Source organism: Spectribacter acetivorans (assembly GCF_031846305.1).
GTDB lineage: Bacteria > Pseudomonadota > Gammaproteobacteria > Nevskiales > Salinisphaeraceae > Spectribacter > Spectribacter acetivorans.
This window is the reverse complement of record NZ_JAVRHY010000003.1, coordinates 142373-166067: the sequence shown is the minus strand read 5'-3', so window position 1 is coordinate 166067 and position 23695 is coordinate 142373. Positions and strand designations below refer to the sequence as shown.

Genomic DNA, 23695 nt, shown 5'->3' with positions numbered 1-23695 from the left:
ATCAGGCCGGATTGACCAGCGCCCGCAACGGCGCCAGACAATCGCTCGGCAACAAGCCCCGTTCCCCGCCGGCAGCGGCCCGGTCGGCCGCCCGCCCGTGCAGACAGACACCGGCGATTGCCGCGGTATCGAGATCGATACCCTGGGCCAGCAGGCCGGCGATGGTGCCGGTCAGCAGGTCTCCCATGCCGCCCACGGCCATGCCGGGGTTACCGGCAGTGCTGACCCAGAGACCGCCGCAACCATCCGCGATCAGCGTACCAGCGCCCTTGAGGACCGCGACCGCGCCGAATCGATCGGCCAGCGCGACCGCGGCTGCGGGCCGGTCTGCCTGCACATCGGCGGTGGCCCGATCCAGCAGGCGGCCGGCCTCGCCCGGATGGGGCGTGATGATCCAGTTGGCACGCGAGGGCGGTGGCCCTTCGGCGATCAGGTTCAGGGCATCGGCATCGACCATCAGCGGCCGGTCCGTCGTCAGCACCCGTGCGAGCAGGTCCCGGGCCCAGTCGTCGGTACCCAGGCCGGGCCCGATCGCCACCACCGTGGCGCGGTCCAGCAAGGCCTCCAGGTCCGGCGCCGCGGCCACGTCGCGGCACATCAGCTCCGGTCGCGCCTGGGTCATGGCCGCCGCCTGGCCGTCGCGGGTGGCCACACTGACCAGCCCGGCACCGACCCGGAGCGCGGCCTCGGCCGCCAGGCGCGCGGCGCCGCCCATGCCGGTGTTGCCGCCGACGCACAGCACATGGCCGTGATCCCCCTTGTGCGCATCCCGCCGCCGGCGCGGCAGCGCGGCCGCCAGCCAGGCGTCGTCCGGCTGACGGGCCAGCCACGGCATATCCGCATAGGCGCGGTCCGGCGCCTCCAGTTCATGCAGCGTCACCTCGCCGGCATGCGCCGGGCCGGCGCCGGTGACCAGGCCGAGCTTGGCGCCGATGAAAGTGGCCGTCACGTCGGCGCGAACGGCCTCACCCCAGATCGCGCCGGTGTCGGCACCCAGGCCCGAGGGAATGTCGACCGCCAGCACCCCCGCCCCCTGCTCGCCGGCCCGGTTGATGGCCTGCACTGCCGACAGAAAATCACCGGCCAGCGGCCGCCCCAGTCCGGTACCCAACAGGGCATCCACCGCCACGTCGGCATCGGCCAGCGCCTCGGCCGGGCTGTCGGTGAGCATCCCGCCCGCCCGCATGAAGGCCTGGTAAGCCCGGTGCGCATCACCTTTCAGACGCTCGGGGTCGCCCGGGAACCAGACGCGCACGGTCATCGCCGATGCCAGGCCGCGAGCGGCGATCAGAAAGCCATCGCCACCGTTGTTGCCGGGGCCGCAGACCACCGCCAGGCGGTCAGCCTCGGGCCAGCGTCCACGCAACGCCTGGAAGCCGGCATCGGCAGCCCGGTGCATCAGGTCGAAGCCGGGGATGCCGAATTCATCGATCACGCGACGATCCAGCGCCGCCACCTGGGCGGCGCCGTAGAACCGGGTGATGGTCGACAACGCCGGCATCAGCGTCGCCGCAGCCGATCCAGCAGGGATCGCGTGGTGGCGTCCAGGTGCCGGGAATCGTCATTCGACCAGGCCGCGAGAATGTCGTCGGCCAGCGTCTTGCCCAGTTCTACCCCCCACTGGTCGAAGCTGTTGATACCCCAGATCACCCCCTGCACGAACACCTTGTGCTCGTGGGCCGCGATCAGGGCACCCAGGCGGCGGGCGTCGAGCCGGTCCAGCAGCAGCGTGCTGCTGGGTCGATTGCCCGGGAACGAACGCTGCGCGGCCAGTACCGGATCCCCGTTGCTGCCGGCCAGGGTCTCGGCCTCGGGCCGGCCATGCATCAGCGCGGCGGCCTGGGCCAGGCAGTTGGCGGCCAGTTGCCGGCTACGGTCATCGTCGGCGGTCGGGGTCACCAGGATGAAATCCACCGGCAGCACGTCGGTGCCCTGGTGCAGCATCTGGAAGAAAGCGTGCTGGGCATTGGTGCCCCCGCCGCCCCATACCTGGGGCACCGTAGCGACAGTGGTGGTGGTCCCGTCGGACTTCACGGACTTGCCGTTGCTTTCCATTTCCAGCTGCTGCAGCCAGGCGGGAAACAGACCCAGCCGATGCGCGTACGGCACCACAACCTGTCCGGTCAGATTCAGCAGATTACGGTTCCACACCCCGATCAGTGCCATCACCACCGGCAGATTCACTGCCAGCGGCGCCTGCCGGAAGTGGGTATCCATGTCGTGTGCCCCGGCCAGCAGCTCGCGGAATACGGGCATACCCCGGGCCAGAGCCACGGACAGCCCGGCGGCCGACCACAGCGAGAACCGGCCCCCGACCCAGTCCCAGAAGCCGAATACCCGCTCGATGCCGAAGGCCTGCGCGGCAGGGATATTGGTGGAAACGGCCACGAAATGACGCGCCACCGCGGTCTCGTCCGGCGCAGCGGCCAGCAGCCAGTCGCGCGCCGCCCGGGCGTTGGCCAGAGTTTCCGCTGTGCCGAAAGATTTGGAGGTAACCACGAACAACGTGGTGGCCGGGTCCAGCGCCGCGAGAATACCGTCCAGGTCCGCCGGATCCACGTTGGCCGCGAAGTGGACGCGAAGATCGCCGGGCGCCGGGGGCAGCGCCTGCGCGACCATCCGCGGCCCGAGATCCGAGCCGCCGATGCCTATATTCACCACATCGGTGATCGCATGCCCGGCAAAGCCCGGCCAACTGCCGTCACGCACCTGTCCGACGAACCTGTCGATGTCGTCGAGCACGGCGTGAACGTCGGCCGGATAGCCCTGGCCCGCCGGCGCTCGCAGCGCCACGTGCCAGGCCGCGCGCTGTTCACTGCGGTTGACCGGCTCGCCGGCAAACATCGCCCGGATGGCGTCGGGTACCCCGCATTCGCCGGCCAGGGCGGTCAGCGCGGTCATGACACCGGCATCGAGGCGTTGCCGGCTGAAGTCATAGACCAGGCCGTCGACTGCCAGGCACAGCGAATCCGCGCGCCGGGCATCGCGCTCGAACAGGGTCGACAGGTGAGTGCCCGCGAGCCGATCACGGGCGGCTTCCAGGCTCGCCCAGGCCGGGCGGTCGATGGGATGCGCCACCGGGGCGCGCCGTGGGGTGCGGCTGCCGGCCCTAGGCCGCCTGCACCGGAATGGTGTTGCTGGTGCGGGTGACCTGGTTGTGTTCGTCCAGGTAGATCAACCGCGGCTTGTGCGCGTGGGCTTCGGCCTCGCTCATGCGGGCGTAGGCGCAAATGATCAGCCGGTCGCCGGGCTGGGCCTTGTGGGCGGCCGCCCCGTTCACCGAGATCACCCGCGAACCGCTTTCCGCACGGATCGCGTAGGTGGAGAACCGCTCGCCGTTGCCGACGTTGTAGATCTCGATCTGTTCATAGGGAAGAATCCCGGCGGCCTCGAGCAGATCCCCGTCGATGGCGCAGGAGCCCTCGTAGTCCAGTTCGGCGTGCGTGGTGCACGCGCGATGCAGTTTTGCCTTGAGCAGCGTCACAAACATGACGATCACCCTGCTTGAAAACGGATGGGTTGGGATGGCATTCGACCGGAGGCGCAATGTAGCCCATGGGTCCGGACAGGTCCAGTGACCCGGGCCACTGCCCGACCGCGCCCGCGCCGCCCGGTTCCTCGTCGAATCGATGGCCGGCTGCGGGTGAGTTTGCCGCGCTGCGGCATGATAGCCGACTTCAGCCGCGCGGCGCTACTGCCACGTTGTCGATCAGCCGCGCGCGGCCCAGATGCACGGCCGCCAGCAGGCGTTGGCCGGCCGCCGGATCCGCGCTGGCACGGCCCGGGCGCGAGAGATCGCCGTTGCGGATTTCCACGTAATCCGGCGCCAGTCCCCGGGCCTGCAGCCGGCCGGCGATGTCGGCCTCGATTGCCGACGCGTCGGTATCCCCCGCCGCGATGCGCTCGGCCCCCTCGCGCAAAGCCGCGTGCAGGGCTGGTGCCAGCTCGCGCTCCTCGGTGGTCAGATACTGATTGCGCGAGCTCATGGCCAGGCCGTCGGGTTCGCGCAGGGTCGGCACACCGACGATTTCCACCGGCCAGTGAAGGGCGGCGACCAGACGCCGGATCACCACCAGCTGCTGATAGTCCTTTTCGCCGAATACCGCGATATCCGGCTGCACCTGATTGAACAGCATGCTCACCACCGTGGTCACGCCGGCGAAATGACCGGGGCGGCGGGCCCCGCACAACCCTTCCGTCACCCCCTCGACACGTACCGTCGCCACACCCGGCCCCAGCGGGTACATGACCCGGCTGCCCGGCGCATACAGGACATCCACGCCGGCGGCCGCCAGGCGTTCGGCATCCTGGTCCAGGGTACGGGGATAGCTGTCGTAATCCTCGCCGTCGCCGAACTGCAGCGGGTTGACGAACACGCTGGCAACGACGATCCCGCCCAGCTTGCGCGCCGCCTCCACCAGGGCGATGTGGCCCGCGTGCAGGTTGCCCATGGTGGGCACCAGACACACCGGCCCACGGTCCGCGGCCCGTGCCGCGGCCAGCGCACGGCGCAGTTCGGCGATGTCGTGAAGGGTCTGCATGCCAGGTACGGTTGCGGCGCTCGACCGGGCCGCGCTCAGCTGAAGCAGTGCTTCGGCGCCGGATAGCTGCAGTCGCGCACCGAGTCGACATAGGTGCGCACCGCGGATTCGATGTCGGCCGCCCCCTGCATGTAGTCACGCACGAACCGCGGCTTGCGGCCGGGCCAGATGCCGAGGATGTCGTAGATCACCAGAATCTGGCCGTCCACATCCGGCCCCGCGCCGATGCCGATCACCGGAATCTTCGCGTTGGCGGTGATTTCCGCGGCCAGCGACGAGGGCACGCATTCCAGCAGCAGCAGGTCGGCGCCGGCGTCTTCCAGCAGGCGGGCGTCGCGAAGCATCGCCTGGGCGGCAGCATCGCCCCGCCCCTGCACCGAGAAGCTGCCCAGCTTGTGCACCAGCTGCGGCTGCAGCCCGATGTGACCGCAAACCGGCACCCCGCGGGTGCTCAGATGCTCGACCGTTTCGGCCTGGATTTCACCGCCCTCGAACTTGACCATCTGCCCGCGGCCTTCCTGCATCAGCCGCTTGGCGGTATCCAGCGCCTGATGCTTGGTGGCGTAGGACAGAAACGGCATGTCGGTAATCAGGAACGGGCGATACAGACCGGCGGCCACCGCCCGGCTGTGATAGACCATGTCGTCCACGCTCACCGGCACGGTGGAATCCGCCCCCTGGAAGACCATGCCCAGGGTATCGCCGACCAGCACCACGTCCACGCCGGCGCGATCCTCCAGCGCCGCGAAGCTGGCGTCGTAGGCGGTCAGGCAGGCGATCTTCTCGCCCGCTTGCTTCATCCGGGTCAGGTCGGACAGCGTGACCGGCCGCTCCGGACGCTCCTGCAGATGGGGGTAAAGCGTTCCTTTCATGGCGGGCGCGACTATAGCACCTCGGGGCGATTCGTCATTGCCAACGCCGGGCCGGGCAGGTCCACCCGCCGGGCGGGCGAATCCAGCGCCGCCAGCAACCGCTGATAGTCCTCGTCGTTGCCGACCAGGTCCATCTGCTCGGCATTGACGGTGACCAGCGGCGCGTCCTGATAGTGGCTGAAATAGGCGGCATAGCTCTCGATCACCCGGGCCAGGTAGTCGGGGTCGAGGTTGTGCTCCTCCGGCCGGGCCCGCTGGCGCACCCGGGACATCAGGGTATCGCGCGGCGCGTACAGATAGATCAGCTTGTCCGGCGCCGGGGCCTGCCAGGCCAGCCGGGTGTAGATGTCCTCGTAGAGCGTCCACTCCGGCCCCGACAGCGTCAGCCGGGCGAACAGCGGGTCCTTCTCGAACATGAAATCGGTGATGCGGCGCTGGTGGAACAGGTCGCGTTGGCGCAGCGTCTCGGTCTGGCGGGCCCGCTGCAGCAGAAAGAACAGCTGCGCCGGTAGCGCGTTGGCCGCGGGCTGGTCGTAGAAGGCACCGAGAAACGGATTCTCCTCGGGCGCTTCCAGCAGCAGATCGGCGGACCAGGTTTCGGCCAGCCGTCGCGCCAGCGTGGTCTTGCCCACGCCGATCGGGCCCTCCACCGCCACATAGCGCCAGTCGGTCACGAGGCCGCCGCCCACGGCCGTACGCCCTGATCGTCAAGCCCGGCCGCCAGCGTCGCCGCCGCGCCCTGCCCCGGAATGTCCAGATTTGGCGCCACGCTGACCAGGGGGACCAGTACGAAGGCCCGCTCGGCCAGCCGCGGATGGGGCACGGTGAGGGTCGGCAGATCAATCCGCCGATCACCATAGACAAGCATGTCGAGATCCAGCGTGCGCGGCCCCCAGCGGCGCGTGCGGCGGCGCCCGGCCGCCTGTTCGATCGCCTGCAAGGCCTCGAGCAGCGCCAGGGGTTCAAGATCCGTATCCAGCCCCGCCACGGCGTTGCAGAAATCCGGCTGGTCGGTCACCCCGACCGGGGCGCTGCGGAACAGGTCGGATACCGGGCCGGGGCGGCTGTCCGGCAGACCCGCGAGGGCGGTGAGGCCGGCCCGGACCTGCCCGGCCGGGTCATCGAGATTGCTGCCGAGCCCGATCCAGACCCGGTTCATTCGCCCTGTTTCTGGCGGTTGCGTCCGCCGCGCCGACGCCGGCCCCCGCGCCGGCCGCGCCCACGGCCGCCGTTCGACGCCTCGCCCTCGGGCTCGGCGGGCGGCGGTGCCTGATCGCTTTCCTGAATATCCGTCCACCACTGCGCCAGTTCCGCGGGCTCCTCGCCCACCTCGGCCCGCAACAGCAGGAAATCATAGGCGGCCCGGAAGCGCGGATGCCCCATCAGGCGAGCCGGCGCCTTGCCCCGGCGGCGCTGGAAGCGCGGCTGCAGGGTCCAGATTTCGCGCATGGGTACGGAGAAGCGCTTGGGAATGCTGACCCGCTGCACCTGATCGGCCAGCACCTCCCGCTGGGCCATGGCCATCGCCGGGACCGGCGGCATGCCGTCCGCGGTCAGGCTGTCGGCGCGCCTCTTTACCGCCGGCCACAGGAACGCGGCATACAGGAACGCCGGCGTCACCGGTCGGCCCTCGCGGATTCGCTGGCCGGTGTTCTCGATCGCCCGGCGGATCAGCCGACTGTGTGCCTCACCATCGGGCCCTTTCAGCGCCTCAGCCGCCTCCGGGAACAGCGGCGCGAACAGGTTGTAGTGCAGCAACTGGTCGAAACAGACCGCGCCGTCCGGCGTCATCAGCAGCTTGAGTACCTCGTCGAACAGCCGCGCTGCCGGCACGTCGGCCAGCAAGCCGCCCAGTCGGTACAGGGGCGCCTCGGTGGCGGGCTCGATGGTCAAATCCAGTTTCGCCGCGATACGCACCGCCCGCAGCATGCGAACGGGGTCTTCGCGATAGCGGGTGTCCGGGTCGCCAATCAGGCGCAGCTGACGATCGGCCACATCCGCCATGCCACCGACGTAGTCGTGGATGCCGAAGTCGCTGATGTCGTAATACAGGCCGTTAATGGTGAAATCGCGGCGCCGCGCATCTTCCTCGATACTGCCGAACACGTTGTCGCGCAGGATGCGGCCGGCGTCATCGGTCACGTGGTCATCCGAGTCGGAATCGGCCTCGGCGCCGGCCACATCGGCACGGAAGGTCGACACCTCGATGATCTCCCGCCCGAAACGGACATGCGCCAGCCGGAAGCGTCGGCCGATCAACCGTGAGTTGCGGAACAGATCCCGCACCTGATCCGGCGAGGCGTCCGTGGCCACGTCGAAATCCTTGGGCTGGGCGCCAAGCAGCAGATCGCGGACACCGCCGCCGACGATGCAGGCACGAAAACCCGCATCCTTGAGCCGATAGAGAACCTTTAGCGCGCTGTCCGAGATGTCGGCCCGGGAGATCGGATGCTCCGGACGCGGAATGACAACCGGCGAACTAATACGATGCCTCTTTCTGAATCGCTTGAATAGAATCATTGGTGACCAAGTCGGGGGGCTGTATAATACCGATTCGGCGTTATCCTCGCTGAAAACCTGCCCCCACGCTCCCTTCGTCTAGCGGTTAGGACGCGGCCCTCTCAAGGCTGAAACACGGGTTCGATTCCCGTAGGGAGCGCCATATAAATCATTTATATCAGATTGTTAGGGGCAGAGCGCTGCCTCCGGGCCGGATTCTCGCCCACATGCTGTCCGGTCGCCCCGAACCTGTCACTCGCAACGCGCAGTGCGGGCGGGTGATGGTGGCGCTGCGAATGTCTCCCGGACGGCGTTAAATCAAGCCATTAGGCGTCGTTGCGGCGGAGTCACGCTCGGACTTCCTGTCCTCGCTGAAAATCCGCCGCTATCCGGCCCGACATCCTGTCGGGCGTTCGCCGCGCTGCGAATGTCCCCCGGACATTCGGTCGCGGCTCACCCCCCGATATACGACATCTCTACCTTCTTTTCGCCGTCCGCCGGCGTGTCGTCCCCGGGCTCACCGCTGCGCAGTTCGGAGTAGCGGTCTTCCCGGCGCCGCCACAGGCCGCCGAGGGCATCCGCCAGTTGCTCGTCCGATGCGCCGCTGCGCAACAGAGCGCGCAGGTCGTAACCACGGCTGCCGAACAGGCAAGTGAACAGCTTGCCCTCGGCGGACATGCGCAGCCGCCGGCAACCGCCGCAGAAAGGTTGGGTCACCGAGGCGATCACCCCGATTTCCCCCTGGCCGTCGGCATAGCGCCAGCGGTTGGCGACCTCGCCGGGATGATTGGGCGGCAGGGCCTCCACCGGCCAGCGGGCGGCGATGCGGTCAACCAGCTCCCGCGCCGGCAGCACTTCGTCCAGCCGCCAGCGGTTGGCGTTGCCCACATCCATGTATTCGATGAAGCGCAGGATGTGGCCGCTGCCGCGGAAATGCTCGGCCATGGGCAGAATCTGATCGTCGTTGGTGCCCCGCTTGACCACCATGTTGATCTTGATCGGGCCCAGTCCGGCGTCCGCCGCGGCGTCGATGCCATCAAGCACCCGCTGCACCGGATAGTCGACGTCGGTCATCGCCCGGAAGGATTCGTCGTCGAGCGCGTCCAGGCTGACATTGATGCGGTTGAGTCCGGCCTCGCGCAATCCGGCGGCCACCGCGGGCGTGAGCAGCGAGGCGTTGGTGGTCAGGGCAATATCGTCGATGCCCGGCACCGCCGACAGTGCCCCGATCAGCTTGTCCAGCTCCCGCCGCAGCAGCGGCTCGCCACCGGTCAGGCGCAGCTTGCGCACGCCCAGTCCCGCGGCCAGCCGGGCGATGCGTTCGATCTCCTCGAAACTGAGCAGTTGCCGGCGGGCCAGGAATTCGAAGTCACGCCCGAACATCTCCCGCGGCATACAGTAGCGGCAGCGGAAATTGCAGCGATCCGTGACCGAGATGCGCAGATCACGCAGGCCGCGGCCGAGCTGGTCCACCGGCTCGTCGGCACGCGCGGGATCGAGACGGGGAACGGCCCGGGTCATGAGGATGCCTCCGCCTCGGCCGCCGCCACGCGTTCCCGGTAACGGCGCCAATTCTCGGCATAATCGCGGCCCAGCTCGTAGAGCACAGCCCAGCTGTAGATGCCGGTGCGGTGGCCGTCGTCGAAGCACAGGCGCACGGCGTATTGCCCGACCGGCTCCACCCGCTCGATATCCACGTCCTGCTTGCCGGTGACCAGGGTCGGTTCACCCCCGCCGTGGCCGCGCACTTCGGCCGAGGGCGAGAACACGCGCAGGTATTCGAACGGCAGCGAGAATTCGGCGCCGTCGGCAAACTGCACTTCCAGCACGTGGCTGGCCCGCCGCAGACGGAGATCCTCGGCGGGGGGCAGTTCGGTACGCGATCGGGTGTCGTTTCGGGTCATGTGCCGAGTCTACGCCCGGCCGCGGCGCTTACCCAAACGGGTCAACCGCCGCTGACCGGCGGAATCAGCGCCAGGTGATCCCCGTCGTCCACCGGCTCATCCCGCGGTACCAGGGTGTCGCCCCGGGCGCAGGCAGTCCGCGGCAGATGGGCGACCATGTCGGGCAGTTCGGCGGCCAGGGCCTCGAGCACATCGGCCACGGTGGCCTGCCGCACCGGCAGTTCCACCGGGTGGCGGTCGCCGCAGATCGGCGCCAGTACGCCGTGTCCTTCAACCGTGACCTGCATGATCTACCTCGATTGCTGCCGCCCGGGCGACCAGCATACTCACGGCGCCAGTGACGCGGCCAGTTCCGCCAGGCTGGTCCGGTCGTGGATATCGCCGGCAGCCAGTTCCACCCGGGTGAGCGGCCAGGCGGCGAAGCGGCGGCGAATTTCCGTTTCGTATTCGGTCTGGCGCGCCCGTCGGGCCTGCAGATAGGGGTCATCGCCGCCCGCCGGCAGCAGCCGGTTCAGATACAGACGATCCACCGGAATCTCCAGTTCCGACAGCAGCGCCAGCAGACGCGCGGTTTCCTCGATCGGCAGCCGCTCGGCGGTGAGCACGCCGCGAAAGGCGGCATCCTGCTGCAGGCGCTGACGCACGACACGATAGCGCCGGGCCCGGTCGCGCAGACGCGCAAGCACGGGGTCTTCGGCATCGGGCTCGCGGCCGGCCAGGTTGCGCCACATCGACCGCAGGCCGGTAACCTTCTCGCGCTGCCGGCGCAGGCCGGCCACCCAGCTTCCGAGCATGTCCGGCAGGCTCAGAAGGCGCAGGGTGTGACCGCTGGGCGCGGTGTCGAACACGACATGATCGAAGTCCTCGCCCGCGCCGGTGATCAGGTCGCAGATGCGATCGAACAGCGCCGCCTCCAGGGTTCCCGGCGCCTGCAGGGCCAGCGCCAGATGCCGCTCCAACGCCGGCATTACCTCGGGGCTGACGCTGGTTTCGGCATCCGCCAGTATCCCGTCGACATAACCACGGGCCCGGGCCGCGGCGTCGATTTCCAGCGCCCACAGGGAACCCTGCACGCGGGTGGGCTGATCGGCGAGGTCCGCGCCCAGCAGGTCCGCGGTGGAGTGGGCGGGGTCGGTGGATACCAGCAGTATCCGAGCGCCCTCTTCGGCCAGTCGCCAGGCCGTGGCCGCAGCCAGGGTGGTCTTGCCCACCCCGCCCTTGCCGCCGAACAGCAGCAGCGGCGCGGTCAACAGCAGATTCCGCCTACCGGCATGTGCTCCAGGCCCTCGCGGCGATGCTGCTGATGGCAAGCCTCGATCAGGTCCGGATACAGGGCCAGGGCCAGGTAATCCGCCGGGCCGGGCACCCCCATCGCCTCCAGATACAACAGCGTCACCAGTGTGTCTTCCTGGGTGCGGATCTCGCGTGCCAGGGCCGCCCGCCAGGGCGCGATGAACAGCTGATCGTGGAAGGTGTTGAGCGCCCGCCAGCCGCGTCCCAGCCGGTCCCGCCAGTTCATGGCGGATCCGCGCCGGCGTCGCCCCTGCGCCGCAGGGCGATCAGGGCTTCCGCGGTCAACCAGATCGCCAGGCCGAACACGGCGATATCCATGCCCAGCAACAGCCAGTCCGCCTCGCGATAGAAGCTGATCAGGTTGATCACCAGGGCCCAGCTGGTCATTGCCAGCAGGAACACCAGCGGCACCAGCGCGGCAGCCGGATTACGGCCCCGGGCCATCACCCAGACCGCGATCACCGCCAGCGCCAGCCCGGCGGTGAGCTGGTTGGTGGTGCCGAACAGCGTCCACAGTCGGCCGAAGGCAAAGCCCTTGCCCTCGCCGCCGGGCACCAGGGCCAGGCCCAGGGGAATCAGTACCGCCACAGTGGTTAGCAGATTCATCCGCCGTGACAGCCGCTTGAACCCGGCCATTTCGCCGATCTCCTGCAGGATGAACCGCTGCAGCCGCACGCCGGTATCCATGGTGGTGCCGGCGAACGTGATCACCACCACCGAGGCGAACACCGCGCCCAGTTCCGGCGGAATCCCGAGATTGCCCAGGAAATGCCCCACCCCGGCCACGAAATTGCCCAGACCGCCGCCGGAAGCGGCGCCGAAATCCGAGTACTTCTCGGCCCAGGCGACGGCGCCGCCCAGCCCGGCGGTACAGGCCAGGATCGCGGCCAGCGCCAGCGAGCCCTCGCCCAGCGCCCCGAGATAGCCCACCGTGCGGGCGTCGGGCTCGCGATCCAGCTGCTTGGAAGTGGTACCGGAGGCCACCAGACTGTGAAAGCCGGAGATCGCCCCGCAGGCAATGGTGACGAACAGGAACGGGAACCAGTGCGGGGAATCCGCCGCCAGATTGCCGTTGATCGCCGGGGCCGTCACCGTGTCCATGCCCACCGCCACCCCGGCGAAGATCAGGACCAGCGCCACGATCAGCTGCTGCCCGTTGATGTAGTCGCGCGGCTGCAGCAGCAGCCAAACCGGCAGGCGCGAGGCAACCCAGGTGTAGGCAAAGATCAGCAGGATCCAGGTGGTGCGAACCTCCAGCCCCAGCATTGCCGCCAGCCCGTCGACGCGGATCGGGTAATGCATGCCCACCGGAATGGCGGCGTAGAGCAGCCCCAGTCCGATCAGCGACGGTACCAGAATCGCCCGCCCCAGTCGGTAGGCCCACTGGCCGATGAAGATCGCGATCGGAATCACCACCAGCGCCGGGATCACCGCCTCGGGATGGGCGGCAAACAGGATCGCCATAACCACCCCGAACACCGCGTTGACCAGGGTGACCAGAAAGAAAATGATCAGCAGGAACAGCGTCGAGGCCCGCGGGCTGATTACCTTCCCGGACAGGGTGCCGATGTTCTGTCCACGGTTGCGCGCCGACACCACGATGGAGCCGAAGTCATGCACGCCCGCGGCAAAGATGGTGCCCAGCACCACCCACAGCAGCGCCGGCAGCCAGCCCCAGTAGACCGCGATCGCCGGCCCCACGATGGGCGCGGCCCCGGCCACCGAGGTGAAGTGATGCCCCAGCAGCACGAAGCGGTTGGTGGGCACGAAATCCACCTCGTCGCGGAATTCGTGGGCCGGGGTGGTGAAATCCGGGTCGAGCGCGTAGACGCGTTCCGCCAGATATCGGGAATAGAACCGCCAGCCTAGATAGAACAGGGCGAGAACGATGACGATCAGCAGTATCGCGGGCATGATTTCACTCCTTCTCGCACCAGTCATCCGCCGAGCCGTTCCACACCGGCTGGGCGAATGGTTCCACGCTGACCCGGTCTCCTGCCGCAAGCTCGGCGCAATCCGCGGGCAGCACGATGAAACAGTCGGCCTCGCTCATCGAGCGCAGCACGCCGGAGCCCTGGTGACCGAGCGGCGCCACGGTGGCTCCCGCCTCGTCATGGGCCAGCCGGCCCCGTTGGAACTCCAGCCGCCCCGGGTTGCGGCGGATCGGCGCGGCCAGCCGCGCCGGCATGCGCAGCGGCGGCCGCGGCCAGCTGCCGGCCAGCCGCACCAGCGCCGGGCGTACCAGCTGCAGGAAGGTCACCACCACCGATACCGGATTGCCGGGCAGCCCGAAGAACAGGGCGTCATCCACCCGACCGAAGGCCAGCGGCTTGCCCGGCTTCATCGCCACCTTCCAGAAACCCACGTCGCCGACCGATTCCAGCACGTCGAGCACATGATCGGCCTCGCCCACCGATACCCCGCCGCTGGTCACCACCGCATCGCACTCGCCGGCTGCCCGCCGCAGGGTGGTTTTCAGCGCTGTCGGGTCGTCCGGCACCACGCCGAGGTCCAGCAACTCGACCCCCAGTTCGGACAACAGCGCATGCAGACTGTAGCGATTGCTGTCGTAGATCTGCCCCGGCTTAAGCGGGGTTCCCACAGGACGCAGTTCGTCACCGGTGGAGTAGAACGCCACCCGCGGGCGCCGGAATACCGACACTTGCGCCGCGCCGCCCGACGCCAGCATGCCCATATCGGCCGGGGTGATGCGGCGGCCGGCATCCAGAACCGGTTGCCCGCGGGTCAGATCCTCGCCGGCCGGGCGGATGCTGTTGCCCGGATCGACCGGCCGTTCGACGATGACATCATCGCCCTCCCGCCGGGTGCGTTCCTGCATCACCACGGCGTCGGCGCCCTCGGGCAGCACGCCGCCGGTCATGATGCGCACGCACTCGCCCGGTCCCACCGGCCCGGCAAAGGGATGCCCGGCAAAACTGTCGCCGATCAGGCGCAGACGGCTGGTCTCGCCCCGGGCATCCGCCGACCGCAACGCGAAACCATCCATCGCCGAGTTGGTATGGCCGGGCACATCCACCTGCGCGGTGACCGGCTCGGCCAGCACCCGACCCAGCGCCTGCATCAGCGGCAGGGTCTCCCGCTCGGCAATCGGCATCACGCCGGCCAGCATCCGGGCCCGCGCCTGTGCCAGCGCCAGTGTCGGGGCTGCCGGTTCGTCGCTCATGGGCCGTGGGCGGCATCGCGCCGCGCGGCGTACGCAGCCAGTTGTTCCGGCGTGTTCACGTTCTCGAATGCCTCCGGCTGCTGGTCGAAATCCACGATCACCTGTCGCCGGGTATTCTGCCAGTCCGTGACCTTGCGCTGACCGGCCGCCAGCCCGGCGGCCAGATCCGCCGCCAGCGCGGTCGACCACAGGGCATGCAACGGGTGTAGCCGGCCGGCGCTGCGCGCCACGGCCAGCTCCGCGTCGTCCGCGATGACTGCTGCTTGCAGCCGCCGGGCCAGGTCAGCCGGAACCGCGGGCGCATCACAGGGCAGGCTCAGCAGCCAGCCGGTGTGGGCGATGCGCAGACCGGCCAGGACGCCGGCTAGCGGCCCGGGGAAATCCGGCTCGGCATCGGTCACCACCGGCACTCCCCAGGCCCGGTAGGCGTCGAGTTCCCGATTGGCGCTGATCAGCAGCGCCTCCACCTGCGGTCGCAAGCCGTCCAGTGCCCACGCCGTAAGCGGCCGGCCGGACAGTTCGATCAGCCCCTTGTCGCGGCCACCCATGCGCCGGCCCGCCCCGCCGGCCAGCACCAGACCGGTAATGGCGTCAGCCGCCGACGGCGCCGACATGGTCCGGGGCGCTTGCCGAGGCGGCGCAGACGCAGTCGGGATCGGCCGGCAGGCGCAGTTCGCGCAGCCGGCTGCGGCGGGCGTCGAACAGCAGCAGCCGGCCGATCAGCGGTTCGCCGAAACCGGCGATCAGCTTGAGCGCTTCCAGCGCCTGCAGCAGCCCGATGATGCCGGGCGCCACGCCCAGCACCCCGGCCTCGCTGCAGGAGGGCGCCAGCTCCGGCGGCGGGGCGTCGGCAAACAGGCAGCGATAGCAGGGGCCGCGGCCCGGGGCGAATACCGATACCTGGCCCTCGAAGCCCTGGACCGCGCCGTAGACGCTGGTCAGGCCCAGTTGCCGGCAGGTATCGCTGACCAAATAGCGGGTGGCGAAGTTGTCGCAGCCGTCCACCACCAGGTCGTAGTCGCCGAGAATTGCCGTGGCGTTATCGGCGGTCAGGCGCTCGCGATGGGTGCGGATGTCGATCTCGGGATTCAGGCCGGTCAGCGTGGCCCGCGCCGAGGCGGTCTTGTCCCAGCCCACCCGATCGTCGCGGTGCAGGACCTGCCGATGCAGGTTGCTGCGCTCCACCCGGTCGTCGTCAACCAGCCCCAGGGTGCCCACACCCGCTGCCGCCAGATACAGGGCCGCCGGGCAGCCCAGACCGCCGGCCCCCACCAGCAGTACCCGTGCCTCGGCCAGTCGGCGCTGCCCTGCCAGGCCGATTTCCGGCAGGCTGATCTGGCGGGCATAGCGGCCGCTGTCGAACGCGGTATCAAGCTCGGGCATCACCACCGGCAGCCCCGCCGCCTTCCAGGCCGAGAAACCACCCGCCACGGAACGAACGTCGTCGTAACCCAGCCGGCGCAGGTCATCGGCCGCCAGCAGCGAGCGGGTGCCGCTGCCACACATCAGCAGTACCGGCTGATCCGTGTCGGACGCCAGGTCACCGATGCGCATTTCCAGGTAGCCACGCGGCACCGCCCGGGCGTGTTCGGCCATGCCCTCCGCGGTTTCGGCGGCCTCGCGCACATCCACCAGCACCGAACCGGTGCCGGCCAGCGCGTGGGCCTCGCGCGGCGCGATCTCGGGGATCGACTCGCGCAGTTCGGCCAGATGTCGATTCAGGTCCACGGGTTGATTGCCGTCTGCATGCTGCGGGTTTGCCGGATCATGATCGTAACGCGAACGGCGGCACGGCCGCGCCGGGTCACTCTGTCCGGTCGCCATGTACCGCCAGCACCCGCGGCGCATCGCGCAGGCAGGTCAGCACCACACGGTCGATGCCCGCCGCATCGCGCATCACCGCGTCCGCCAGCGCCTGCGCCGCGCCCAGGCGGTCGGCATCGTCGACCTGATTGATCACGATGGTCAGCGGGATGCCGTCCGCGCCCTGGCGGGCGCCGTCCTCGGCCACGATCAGCCGCCGCAGGTGATCGACGGTCAGCGCGCGGCCGAGCTCTGCGCCGATCAGGTCGGCGATGCGCTCAGGGCGATGGGCAATGCGTTCGTCCAACGGGCAACCGATGGCCCCGGCCGAGACCACCCAGAGCACCCGGCTGGCGCCCGGCACCAGCACCGGCTCGCCCGGGCGCGGCGCCTTGACGTGACGCATGCGGGCGCCGTCCGCCTTGACCAGGGTCAGGTCGAACCCGCCGAGCCCGTGAATGGCGGCGATCTCGGCGGGGGGCAGGCCCCGGTAGCGGCCCGGCTTGTCCGCCGGACAGGCGTAGGCGCGGATCATGCCCGGTGCCGACACCACCGCCTCGCGCAGGGCCGAGGGCTCTGCGACACGCGCGGCTGGGGCGAAGTCCTCCGGAAACGGCGCCAGGTGCACCGTCGCGGTCACCGCGGCCCGACCGGGCCAGGCGCGGGCGAGGGCGTACAGCAGCGACTTCTTGCCCCCGGCCCCGGCGGCGCAGACGATGCCGCCGGTCACTCCCAGGACTTGCGCCAGCGACCGGTCGGTCATGGCTGCCATCGCGTGTTCATCGGCCGGCGTCGGCTGGTTCATATCTGGCAGTGTCAGGGCGTAACATGGCCGTCTGTTCAAGCAACCCGAAACCGGGTGCATCAGACTAGCGCGGAGGGCGCCAGGCAGCCATGAGCGATTCGCTGCAGGCCGACATCGAGGACCGGATCAACGCCTATCACGACGAGCTGCTCGGCACCACGCTGGGCGAGGCCCGCGCGCTGCGCGACGTCACGGTGGACGCTGGCCGGGTCAGCGCACAGCTACGCTTCGGCTTCCCGGTCAAGCGCCACGGCCCGCTGGTGGTGGCGGCACTGCGCCAGCAGTTGTTGGCGCTGTCCGGCGTCAGCGAGGTCGATATCGCGGTCGAAAGCCGCATCGAACCCCACGCCGCCCCGCAGGGGGTGGAACGTCTCAAGCCGGTGAAGAACATCATCGCCGTGGCCTCCGGCAAGGGCGGCGTGGGCAAGTCCACCGTCGCCGCCAATCTGGCCCTGGCGCTGGCCGGCGAGGGCGCCAGCGTGGGCATGCTGGACGCCGACATCTACGGCCCCAGCCAGCCCCGCATGCTCGGCGTGGCCGGCAAGCCGCGCTCGGAGGACGGCAAGCACATCATCCCGATGCGCAGCTTCGGGGTGCAGTCGATGTCGATCGGCTACTTGATGGACGAGGAAACCCCCACCGTCTGGCGCGGCCCGATGGTCAGCCAGGCCCTGCAGCAACTGCTCAACGACACCCTCTGGGACGACCTGGACTATCTGATCGTGGACATGCCGCCGGGCACCGGCGATATCCAGCTCACCCTGTCCCAGCGGGTACCGGTATCCGGCGCGGTCATCGTGACCACCCCGCAGGACATCGCCACGCTGGATGCCCGCAAGGGGCTGCAGATGTTCCGCAAGGTCAACGTGCCGGTGCTGGGCATCGTCGAGAACATGAGCCTGCATACCTGCTCGGCCTGCGGGCACGAGGAGCACCTGTTCGGCGCCGGCGGCGGCCAGCAGGTTGCCGACCGCTACGACGTGCCGCTGCTGGGGGCGGTGCCGCTGGAGATCGGCATCCGGGAAGCCGCCGACGGCGGCCGGCCGAGCGTGATTGCGGACCCCGACGGCAACGCCGCCCGGCACTTCGTCGGCATTGCCCTGCGCATGGCGGCAATCCTGTCGCGGCAGAACAAGGACTACGCCCGCAAGTTCCCCAAGATCACGGTGGAAAACACCTGACGCCGGTGGCCGCGGCGCGGCATAATACGGAGATGCCCCAGCCGCCGGCACATCAACGCCTGAGCGACGAGCCGCTCGATCTGGGCACCCTGATCGCGGCCAGCGAGGGCCCTGGTTTCGGCGCCATGGTGGTGTTCACCGGCACCGTGCGGGCGGACAACCAGGGCAAGACCGTCACTGGCCTGAGCTACTCCGCCTACCGGCCGCTGGCCGAAAGCAGCCTGGCCGACATCGAGGCCCGCGCGGCGGCCGAACATCCGGGCACCCGGGTACTGACCCAGCACCGGCTGGGTGATCTGGTCGTGGGCGATACCAGCGTGGCGGTGGTGGCCCGGGCCGGGCACCGCGCGGAGGCCTTCGCCGCGGCCCGCTGGGCAATCGAGGCCCTGAAAAAGGAAGTGCCGGTGTTCAAGCTGGAGCACTACGCCGATGGCAGCCAGGCCTACCTGGACGGCTGCAGCCTCAACCAGGATTCGACCTCGTGAAGAACGTCTCGGCCAAGCCCGACACCCTGCGCCGGGCGGTGGCCGGCGCCGTGCTGACGCTGCCGGCCGACTGCATCCCGCTGCTGGCGGAAGCCCGCACCGACAAGGGCGACGCCCTGGCCGCGGCGCGTATCGCCGGCATCATGGCCGGCAAGCGGACCTCGGACATCATCCCCCTTTGCCACCCCCTGCCGATCCACGAGGTGGATGTGGCCTTCGAGCTGCGGGATACCGAGGTCGTGATCACCGCCCATGCCGAAACCATCGGGCCCACGGGCGTGGAAATGGAGGCACTGACCGCCGCCAGCGTGGCCGGCCTGACGCTCTACGACATGCTCAAGCCCCACGCCGGCACCAACCTGTCGCTGGATGCGATTCAGCTGCTCGGCAAGCAGGGCGGCAAGTCCGACCACCGCCGGCAGACCGACCAGACCCTGGCGGCCGCCATTCTGGTGGTGTCCTCGCCGGCAACCGATGAAGCCGTGGCCGAATCCGTGCGTCAAAGACTGACCGCAGCCGGCATGCGGATCCAGCCGCCGCTCGACGTGGCCGACGACAGCGACGCCATTGCCGACGCCATGCGCCGGCAACTGGCTGACGACGCGGACCTGGTATTCACCCTGGGTGGCATCGGCGCGGCGGAGTCGGGCCACGCCACCCGGGCCGTGGCCGCATTGCTGGACCGGCCGCTGCCGGGTCTGATGGAAACCGCCCGCGCGTTCGGCCAGCGGCGGGCGCCCTACGCCATGCTGGCCGACGGCGCGGCCGGCTGGGCCGGGACCGCCCTGCTGGCTACCCTGCCCGGCAGCAGCGCGGATGCCGACAGTTATCTCGACGCCCTGCTGCCGGGCCTGATCCGCGCCCTCGCGGACTGAATACTCCTACCGAATCAAACCGCCCCACCGGCCATCACGCAACGGAAAGCACGCCCATGGACTTCGACACCTATCGCGACCACGACGCCCTCGGCCTGGCCGAACGGGTCGCCGCCGGCGAGGTCTCCGCCACCGAACTGCTGGAAACGGCAATTGCCCGCGCCGACGCGGTCAATCCCCAAATCAACGCCATCATCCATCCGCTGCATGAACGTGCCCGGGCCCGCGCCGCCGGCAGGCTGCAGGGACCGCTGGCCGGGGTGCCGTTTCTGGTCAAGGACCTGTTCCAGGACCTGGCCGGCGAGCCGGCTCACTACGGCTGCAAGGCCCTGCGCGACGCCGACGCGCGAGCGCCCGAGGACCAGGCCTACGTGCAGCGCATCGAGGCGGCCGGGGCGGTGATCTTCGGCAAGACCAACACCCCCGAGTTCGGCGCCAAGGGCATTACCGAACCGGAGGCCTACGGCGCCAGCCGCAATCCCTGGAATACCGACCACACGCCGGGCGGCTCCAGCGGCGGGTCGGCCGCCGCGGTGGCCGCCGGCATCGTGCCGGTGGCCGGGGCCAATGACGGGGGCGGTTCCATCCGCATTCCCGCCGCCTGCTGCGGTCTGTTCGGCCTCAAGCCCGGCCGTGGCCGTACGCCGATCGGGCCGCCGCTGACCGAGATGATGCACGGCGCGGCGGTCAACGGCGTGGTGTCGCGCTCGGTACGCGACAGCGCGGCGTTTCTGGACGCGTTGGCCGGTCCGGAACCCGGCGCGGGCTTCCATCCGAAGGCTCCGGCCACGTCCTACCTCGAGGCCTGCGCGCAGCCCCCCGGCAGGCTGACCATCGGCTACTCCACCCGGTCGCCGCTGGGCACGCCCGTGCATCCCGAGGCGGTGGCGGCGGTGGAACACGCGGTGGCGCAGCTGGAATCGCTGGGTCACCGGGTGGAAGCCGCCGAACCCGAATTCTCGGGCCCCGGTCTGGGTCCGGACTTCCTGCTGATGTGGTTCGGCCAGATGGCCGCCTCGGTGGCCGAGGTACGGGCGCTCACCGGCTGTGGCGAAGCCGACTTCGAGATCGACACCCGGGCGATGGCCGCATTCGGCCGGGCCACCAGCGCGGGCGACTACATTGCCTGCGTGAACCGCTGGCAGGAGCATGCCCGGCGACTGGCGGCCTTCCATGACAGCTATGACTTGTACCTGACCCCGACCATGGCCTTTCCGCCTGCCCGGGTGGGCGAAATCGTCACCCCGGCCTGGCAGCGCGCCGCGCTCAGGGCGCTGCTGCCGCTGGGTGCGGCCCGCCCGCTGCTGAAGTCCGGGCTGGTGGAACAGATGGCGAAGGAAAACCTGCGCTGGGTGCCCTTCACCCAGCTGGCCAATCTGACCGGCGTGCCGGCGATGTCGGTGCCGCTGCACTGGACCGAAGACGGCCTGCCCATGGGCGTGCTGTTCAACGCCCCGGTCAACGGCGAAAGCCTGCTGCTGTCGCTGGCGGCGCAACTGGAACAGGCGGACCCCTGGTTCCCCCGCCACGCGCCGCTGGCGTGAGCGCCGCGCCCTATCCCGCTGGCCTGTTGCGCCGGCTGGCCGCCGCCGTCTATGACATGTTCCTGCTGGTCGGGGTGTGGATGATGTCGGTGTTCGCCCTGCTGCCGTTCACCGACGGCCGGGCTCTGGACGGCAGCAGTCCGGTCTTCCGCCTGTACATCCTGTTCGTGCCGTTCCTGCTGTTCGGCTGGTTCTGGACCCACGGCGGCCAGACCCTGGGCATGAAGGCCTGGCGGATGCGGATTCGCCGTACCGACGGCAGCCCCGTGGACTGGCGGTACGCGGCGCTGCGCTACTTGGGCGCCTGGCTGGCCTGGCTGAGCGTGGTCGGTATCATCTGGATCGCCATCGACCCGCAGCGGCGAGGGCTGCAGGACTGGATCAGCGATACCGAGACGGTGGTGGAGCCGCCCCAATGAACGATGGAAGCGCTGATTAAGGACACCAGCGCCGGCCGCACGGCATAAATCAGAGGTTCCACATCCGTGGCGCGTCCCTAGCGCAGGCGACGCAACCAGACGAGGGTCAGCAAGACCAGCGCCAGCGTGGGCCAGCTGGCCGCCAGCCAGGCCGGCAGGCCGTAGACCTGTCCGCTGGACGCGGCGATCTCGTTGACGATGAAGAACACCACCCCGACCAGGCCACCCACGAACAGCCGCTGTCCCGCGCCCACGCTGCGCAGGGAGCCGAACGCGAACGGCAACGCCAGCAGACACATCGCGAACACCGTCACCGGCGCGGCCAGATTGCGCCACAGCGCCAGGCGGTAGTCGGTGGTGGCAACGTCGTTGCGCGCCAGATAGTCGATGTAGTCGGCCAGCCCCAGGCTGGACAATTCCTCGGGCTTGACCACCGACAAGCGCAGGAACGAAGGCTGCAGCGACACCGACCAGGGCCGGGTGTCCTGCGTTTCGGTGGTCACGCGGTTGTCCTCGAAGCGCGTGATCTTCACGTCCTCGAGCTGCCACTCGCCGTCCCGGTAGCGGGCGCGCTGGGCGTGGATCAGGGCGGCGAAGCGACCGGTTTCATCCAGCCGGTAGATCTCCACGCCCGTGAGGAAATCCTCGGCCAGGCTTCCCTGAATACGGATCACGTCGCCCTGATCCCGCAACCACAGGCCGCCACGCACACTCTGCACCTGCTCCGGCCCGTAGCGCGCCTGATCCCGCAGGGTTTCCGCCGTGCGCATGGCACTGGGCGCCAGCCACTCGCCGGTCAGGCCGGTCACACCCGCCAGCAGCATGCCGGCAAGGGCCACCGAACCGGCCAGACGCAGCACCGACACCCCCGCCGAGCGCACTACCACCAGCTCGCTGCCGGCCGCCAGGCCGCCCAGCCCCAGCAGGGCCCCCAGCAGCGCCACCACCGGCATCACCAGTTGCAGGCGTTCCGGCAGGGTCAGCAGCGCGAACAGGCTGACATCCAGCAGGCCGTAACTGCCCTTGCCCAGTTGATCGGCCTCGCTGAGAAAGGAGATCACCAGGCTGAGCGCGCCCACCGCCAGCAGCACCACGCCGAACGCCCGCAGAATGGTGCCGGCGACGTAGCGGTCGAGCACGTTCATGGCGCCAACGCCGGCTGCCGACGCAAGTGCCCCTGGCTGCGCAGGAACGCCAGCAGCGCGGTCGCCAGTACCAGCCCGTGCAACAACCACAACCCGGGCAGTACCGGCAGGCTGCCGTCGCGCATCCAGATTTCGCCCAGCCGGAGAAGATTCACGTAACCCACGAACACCAGAATGCCCACGATCAGCCGCGCATAGCGGCCCGAACGGGGCGGCTGCTGGCCCAGCGGCAGGGCCAGGAACGCCAGCACCAGCACCGTCACCGGCACGGCCAGGCGCGACTGCCATTCGATACGCGCCTCCAGACTGTCCCGCTCGAACAGTGGACCGGGCGACAACTGCTCGACTTCGAGCATCTGGCGATCCATCGAGCGGGCCACATGCAGGCCGTGTTCGGCAAAGCGGGTGACCCGGAAATCCGCCTGCCCCGGCCGTCCTTCGTAACGCCGGCCATCGCGCAGCACCAGCGTCTGGGTGCCGTCCTCGGTATCGGTAACGTAGCGGGCGGTCTCGGCGGTGACGATGGTTTCGGTCTGGATGCCGGTATCGCCGCCGCCGTCGCGGGCCACCCGGATGAACACGTCGCGCATCAGGCCGGACCCGCTGTCGATACCCCCCGCGTAAAACACCGCCTTGCCGCCGTCGATTTCGGTAAACCGGCCGGGCTCCACGGCCTGGATCAGGATCGCCGCCCCCGCTTCTTCCATCTGTTCGAGATGGCGTGCCGCGGCCGGGCCCAGCACCAGACTCAGCGCCAGGCAGAGCAGCGCCACCCCGAGCGTGAGCGGGGCGAAAGCCCGATACAGCCGGGTCGGGCCGATCCCCACGCCGGTCATTGCCGCCATCTCGTTGTCGCGGCACAGCCGGCCCACGGTCAGCAGCAGTGCCAGCAGCACCGATACCGGCAGTACCACCTCCATGTTCTCCACCGCGCTCAGGCCCGCGACCAGGACGACGGTCTGCATCGGAATCTCGCCCGCGGCGGCATCGGCGATGTAGCGGGCAAAGCCCACGCCCAGCGTCAGCACCAGCAGAACCAGGGTGACCGCCGCCCAGGTGCGCAGGGTCTCGCCGATCAGGTACACGTCGATGACGGCCGGTTTCACGCGCATCCCGGGACACGCCTTTCTTTGACAAAAATGCGG

At 69.4% G+C, this 23695-nt stretch carries 25 protein-coding genes and 1 tRNA gene; 6 read left to right on the top strand and 20 right to left on the bottom strand.

From position 1 onward, the window contains the following. Position 1: 1 nt before the first annotated feature. The 8 genes from RM531_RS04555 to pcnB all read right to left on the bottom strand — a co-directional run bounded on the left by RM531_RS04555 (position 2) and on the right by pcnB (position 7933). On the bottom strand, positions 2 to 1501 hold the full coding sequence (locus tag RM531_RS04555; protein ID WP_311657622.1) for an NAD(P)H-hydrate dehydratase: 1500 nt from the start codon (positions 1499 to 1501) through the stop codon (positions 2 to 4). Continuing rightward, positions 1501 to 3078, bottom strand: coding sequence for a glucose-6-phosphate isomerase (pgi, locus tag RM531_RS04550; RefSeq protein ID WP_311657620.1), 1578 nt, complete (start codon positions 3076 to 3078; stop codon positions 1501 to 1503). The genes RM531_RS04555 and pgi overlap by 1 nt, the downstream gene beginning before the upstream one ends. A 31-nt stretch (positions 3079 to 3109) precedes the next feature. Next, the gene (gene panD / locus RM531_RS04545; RefSeq protein WP_311651848.1) at positions 3110 to 3490 is read right to left on the bottom strand and encodes an aspartate 1-decarboxylase; all 381 of its coding nucleotides are present in this window, start codon (positions 3488 to 3490) and stop codon (positions 3110 to 3112) included. Positions 3491 to 3677: 187 nt separating this feature from the next. Further along, entirely contained in the window at positions 3678 to 4541 is an 864-nt protein-coding gene (gene panC, locus RM531_RS04540; protein ID WP_311657618.1) for a pantoate--beta-alanine ligase, read from the bottom strand. Between the two features lie 35 nt (positions 4542 to 4576). Then, complete coding sequence (panB, locus tag RM531_RS04535; protein ID WP_311657616.1) at positions 4577 to 5413, bottom strand: 3-methyl-2-oxobutanoate hydroxymethyltransferase; 837 nt, start codon at positions 5411 to 5413, stop codon at positions 4577 to 4579. Positions 5414 to 5424: 11 nt separating this feature from the next. Then, positions 5425 to 6087: a deoxynucleoside kinase gene (locus tag RM531_RS04530; protein ID WP_311657614.1), complete on the bottom strand. Its 663-nt coding sequence runs from the start codon at positions 6085 to 6087 to the stop codon at positions 5425 to 5427. Beyond that, positions 6084 to 6572, bottom strand: coding sequence for a 2-amino-4-hydroxy-6-hydroxymethyldihydropteridine diphosphokinase (gene folK / locus RM531_RS04525; protein ID WP_311657613.1), 489 nt, complete (start codon positions 6570 to 6572; stop codon positions 6084 to 6086). Before folK ends, RM531_RS04530 begins: the two co-directional genes overlap by 4 nt. Continuing rightward, on the bottom strand, positions 6569 to 7933 hold the full coding sequence (pcnB, locus tag RM531_RS04520; protein ID WP_311657612.1) for a polynucleotide adenylyltransferase PcnB: 1365 nt from the start codon (positions 7931 to 7933) through the stop codon (positions 6569 to 6571). The genes folK and pcnB overlap by 4 nt, the downstream gene beginning before the upstream one ends. 67 nt (positions 7934 to 8000) lie before the next feature. Here pcnB and RM531_RS04515 point away from each other — a divergent pair. Then, positions 8001 to 8075: transfer RNA gene (locus tag RM531_RS04515), tRNA-Glu, on the top strand. A gap of 290 nt (positions 8076 to 8365) precedes the next feature. On the opposite strand, the gene moaA is transcribed toward RM531_RS04515, so the two are convergent. From moaA to yqeC, 10 genes are all read right to left on the bottom strand, one after another. Beyond that, complete coding sequence (moaA, locus tag RM531_RS04510; RefSeq protein WP_311657611.1) at positions 8366 to 9433, bottom strand: GTP 3',8-cyclase MoaA; 1068 nt, start codon at positions 9431 to 9433, stop codon at positions 8366 to 8368. Next, positions 9430 to 9816, bottom strand: coding sequence for a gamma-butyrobetaine hydroxylase family protein (locus tag RM531_RS04505; RefSeq protein WP_311657610.1), 387 nt, complete (start codon positions 9814 to 9816; stop codon positions 9430 to 9432). The genes moaA and RM531_RS04505 overlap by 4 nt, the downstream gene beginning before the upstream one ends. A gap of 41 nt (positions 9817 to 9857) precedes the next feature. Continuing rightward, a complete protein-coding gene (locus RM531_RS04500; RefSeq protein ID WP_311657609.1) occupies positions 9858 to 10103 on the bottom strand; it encodes a MoaD/ThiS family protein in 246 nt (81 codons plus the stop codon). Between the two features lie 39 nt (positions 10104 to 10142). Further along, positions 10143 to 11066, bottom strand: coding sequence for an ArsA family ATPase (locus RM531_RS04495; RefSeq protein WP_311657607.1), 924 nt, complete (start codon positions 11064 to 11066; stop codon positions 10143 to 10145). Further along, on the bottom strand, positions 11063 to 11335 hold the full coding sequence (locus RM531_RS04490) for a cory-CC-star protein (RefSeq protein ID WP_311651868.1): 273 nt from the start codon (positions 11333 to 11335) through the stop codon (positions 11063 to 11065). Before RM531_RS04490 ends, RM531_RS04495 begins: the two co-directional genes overlap by 4 nt. Next, complete coding sequence (locus RM531_RS04485; protein ID WP_311657606.1) at positions 11332 to 13023, bottom strand: carbon starvation CstA family protein; 1692 nt, start codon at positions 13021 to 13023, stop codon at positions 11332 to 11334. The genes RM531_RS04490 and RM531_RS04485 overlap by 4 nt, the downstream gene beginning before the upstream one ends. Positions 13024 to 13027: 4 nt before the next feature. Further along, the gene (gene moeA / locus RM531_RS04480; protein WP_311657604.1) at positions 13028 to 14293 is read right to left on the bottom strand and encodes a molybdopterin molybdotransferase MoeA; all 1266 of its coding nucleotides are present in this window, start codon (positions 14291 to 14293) and stop codon (positions 13028 to 13030) included. Next, entirely contained in the window at positions 14290 to 14907 is a 618-nt protein-coding gene (mobA, locus tag RM531_RS04475; RefSeq protein ID WP_311657603.1) for a molybdenum cofactor guanylyltransferase MobA, read from the bottom strand. Before mobA ends, moeA begins: the two co-directional genes overlap by 4 nt. Then, entirely contained in the window at positions 14885 to 16021 is a 1137-nt protein-coding gene (moeB, locus tag RM531_RS04470) for a molybdopterin-synthase adenylyltransferase MoeB (protein WP_311657601.1), read from the bottom strand. The genes mobA and moeB overlap by 23 nt, the downstream gene beginning before the upstream one ends. Positions 16022 to 16097: 76 nt before the next feature. Further along, positions 16098 to 16901: a selenium cofactor biosynthesis protein YqeC gene (gene yqeC, locus RM531_RS04465; protein ID WP_311657599.1), complete on the bottom strand. Its 804-nt coding sequence runs from the start codon at positions 16899 to 16901 to the stop codon at positions 16098 to 16100. Between the two features lie 89 nt (positions 16902 to 16990). Here yqeC and apbC point away from each other — a divergent pair, with 89 nt between their 5' ends. The 5 genes from apbC to RM531_RS04440 are packed head-to-tail and all read left to right on the top strand — an operon-like array spanning position 16991 to position 21405. Then, positions 16991 to 18082 (top strand): iron-sulfur cluster carrier protein ApbC, encoded by a 1092-nt coding sequence (gene apbC, locus RM531_RS04460; protein WP_311657598.1) that lies wholly within the window; start codon positions 16991 to 16993, stop codon positions 18080 to 18082. Between the two features lie 32 nt (positions 18083 to 18114). Continuing rightward, complete coding sequence (locus RM531_RS04455; protein ID WP_311657597.1) at positions 18115 to 18567, top strand: molybdenum cofactor biosynthesis protein MoaE; 453 nt, start codon at positions 18115 to 18117, stop codon at positions 18565 to 18567. Then, complete coding sequence (gene moaC / locus RM531_RS04450; protein WP_311657596.1) at positions 18564 to 19442, top strand: cyclic pyranopterin monophosphate synthase MoaC; 879 nt, start codon at positions 18564 to 18566, stop codon at positions 19440 to 19442. Before RM531_RS04455 ends, moaC begins: the two co-directional genes overlap by 4 nt. A gap of 56 nt (positions 19443 to 19498) precedes the next feature. Beyond that, positions 19499 to 20986 carry an amidase gene (locus RM531_RS04445; protein ID WP_311657595.1) on the top strand — a complete coding sequence of 496 codons (1488 nt, stop codon included), beginning with the start codon at positions 19499 to 19501 and terminating at the stop codon, positions 20984 to 20986. Next, positions 20983 to 21405, top strand: coding sequence for an RDD family protein (locus tag RM531_RS04440; RefSeq protein WP_311657594.1), 423 nt, complete (start codon positions 20983 to 20985; stop codon positions 21403 to 21405). The genes RM531_RS04445 and RM531_RS04440 overlap by 4 nt, the downstream gene beginning before the upstream one ends. A gap of 77 nt (positions 21406 to 21482) precedes the next feature. Here RM531_RS04440 and lptG read toward each other — a convergent pair whose 3' ends face one another. After that, positions 21483 to 22550: an LPS export ABC transporter permease LptG gene (gene lptG, locus RM531_RS04435; RefSeq protein WP_311657593.1), complete on the bottom strand. Its 1068-nt coding sequence runs from the start codon at positions 22548 to 22550 to the stop codon at positions 21483 to 21485. After that, positions 22547 to 23662: an LPS export ABC transporter permease LptF gene (lptF, locus tag RM531_RS04430; RefSeq protein ID WP_311657592.1), complete on the bottom strand. Its 1116-nt coding sequence runs from the start codon at positions 23660 to 23662 to the stop codon at positions 22547 to 22549. Before lptF ends, lptG begins: the two co-directional genes overlap by 4 nt. Between the last annotated feature and the right edge of the window lie 33 nt (positions 23663 to 23695).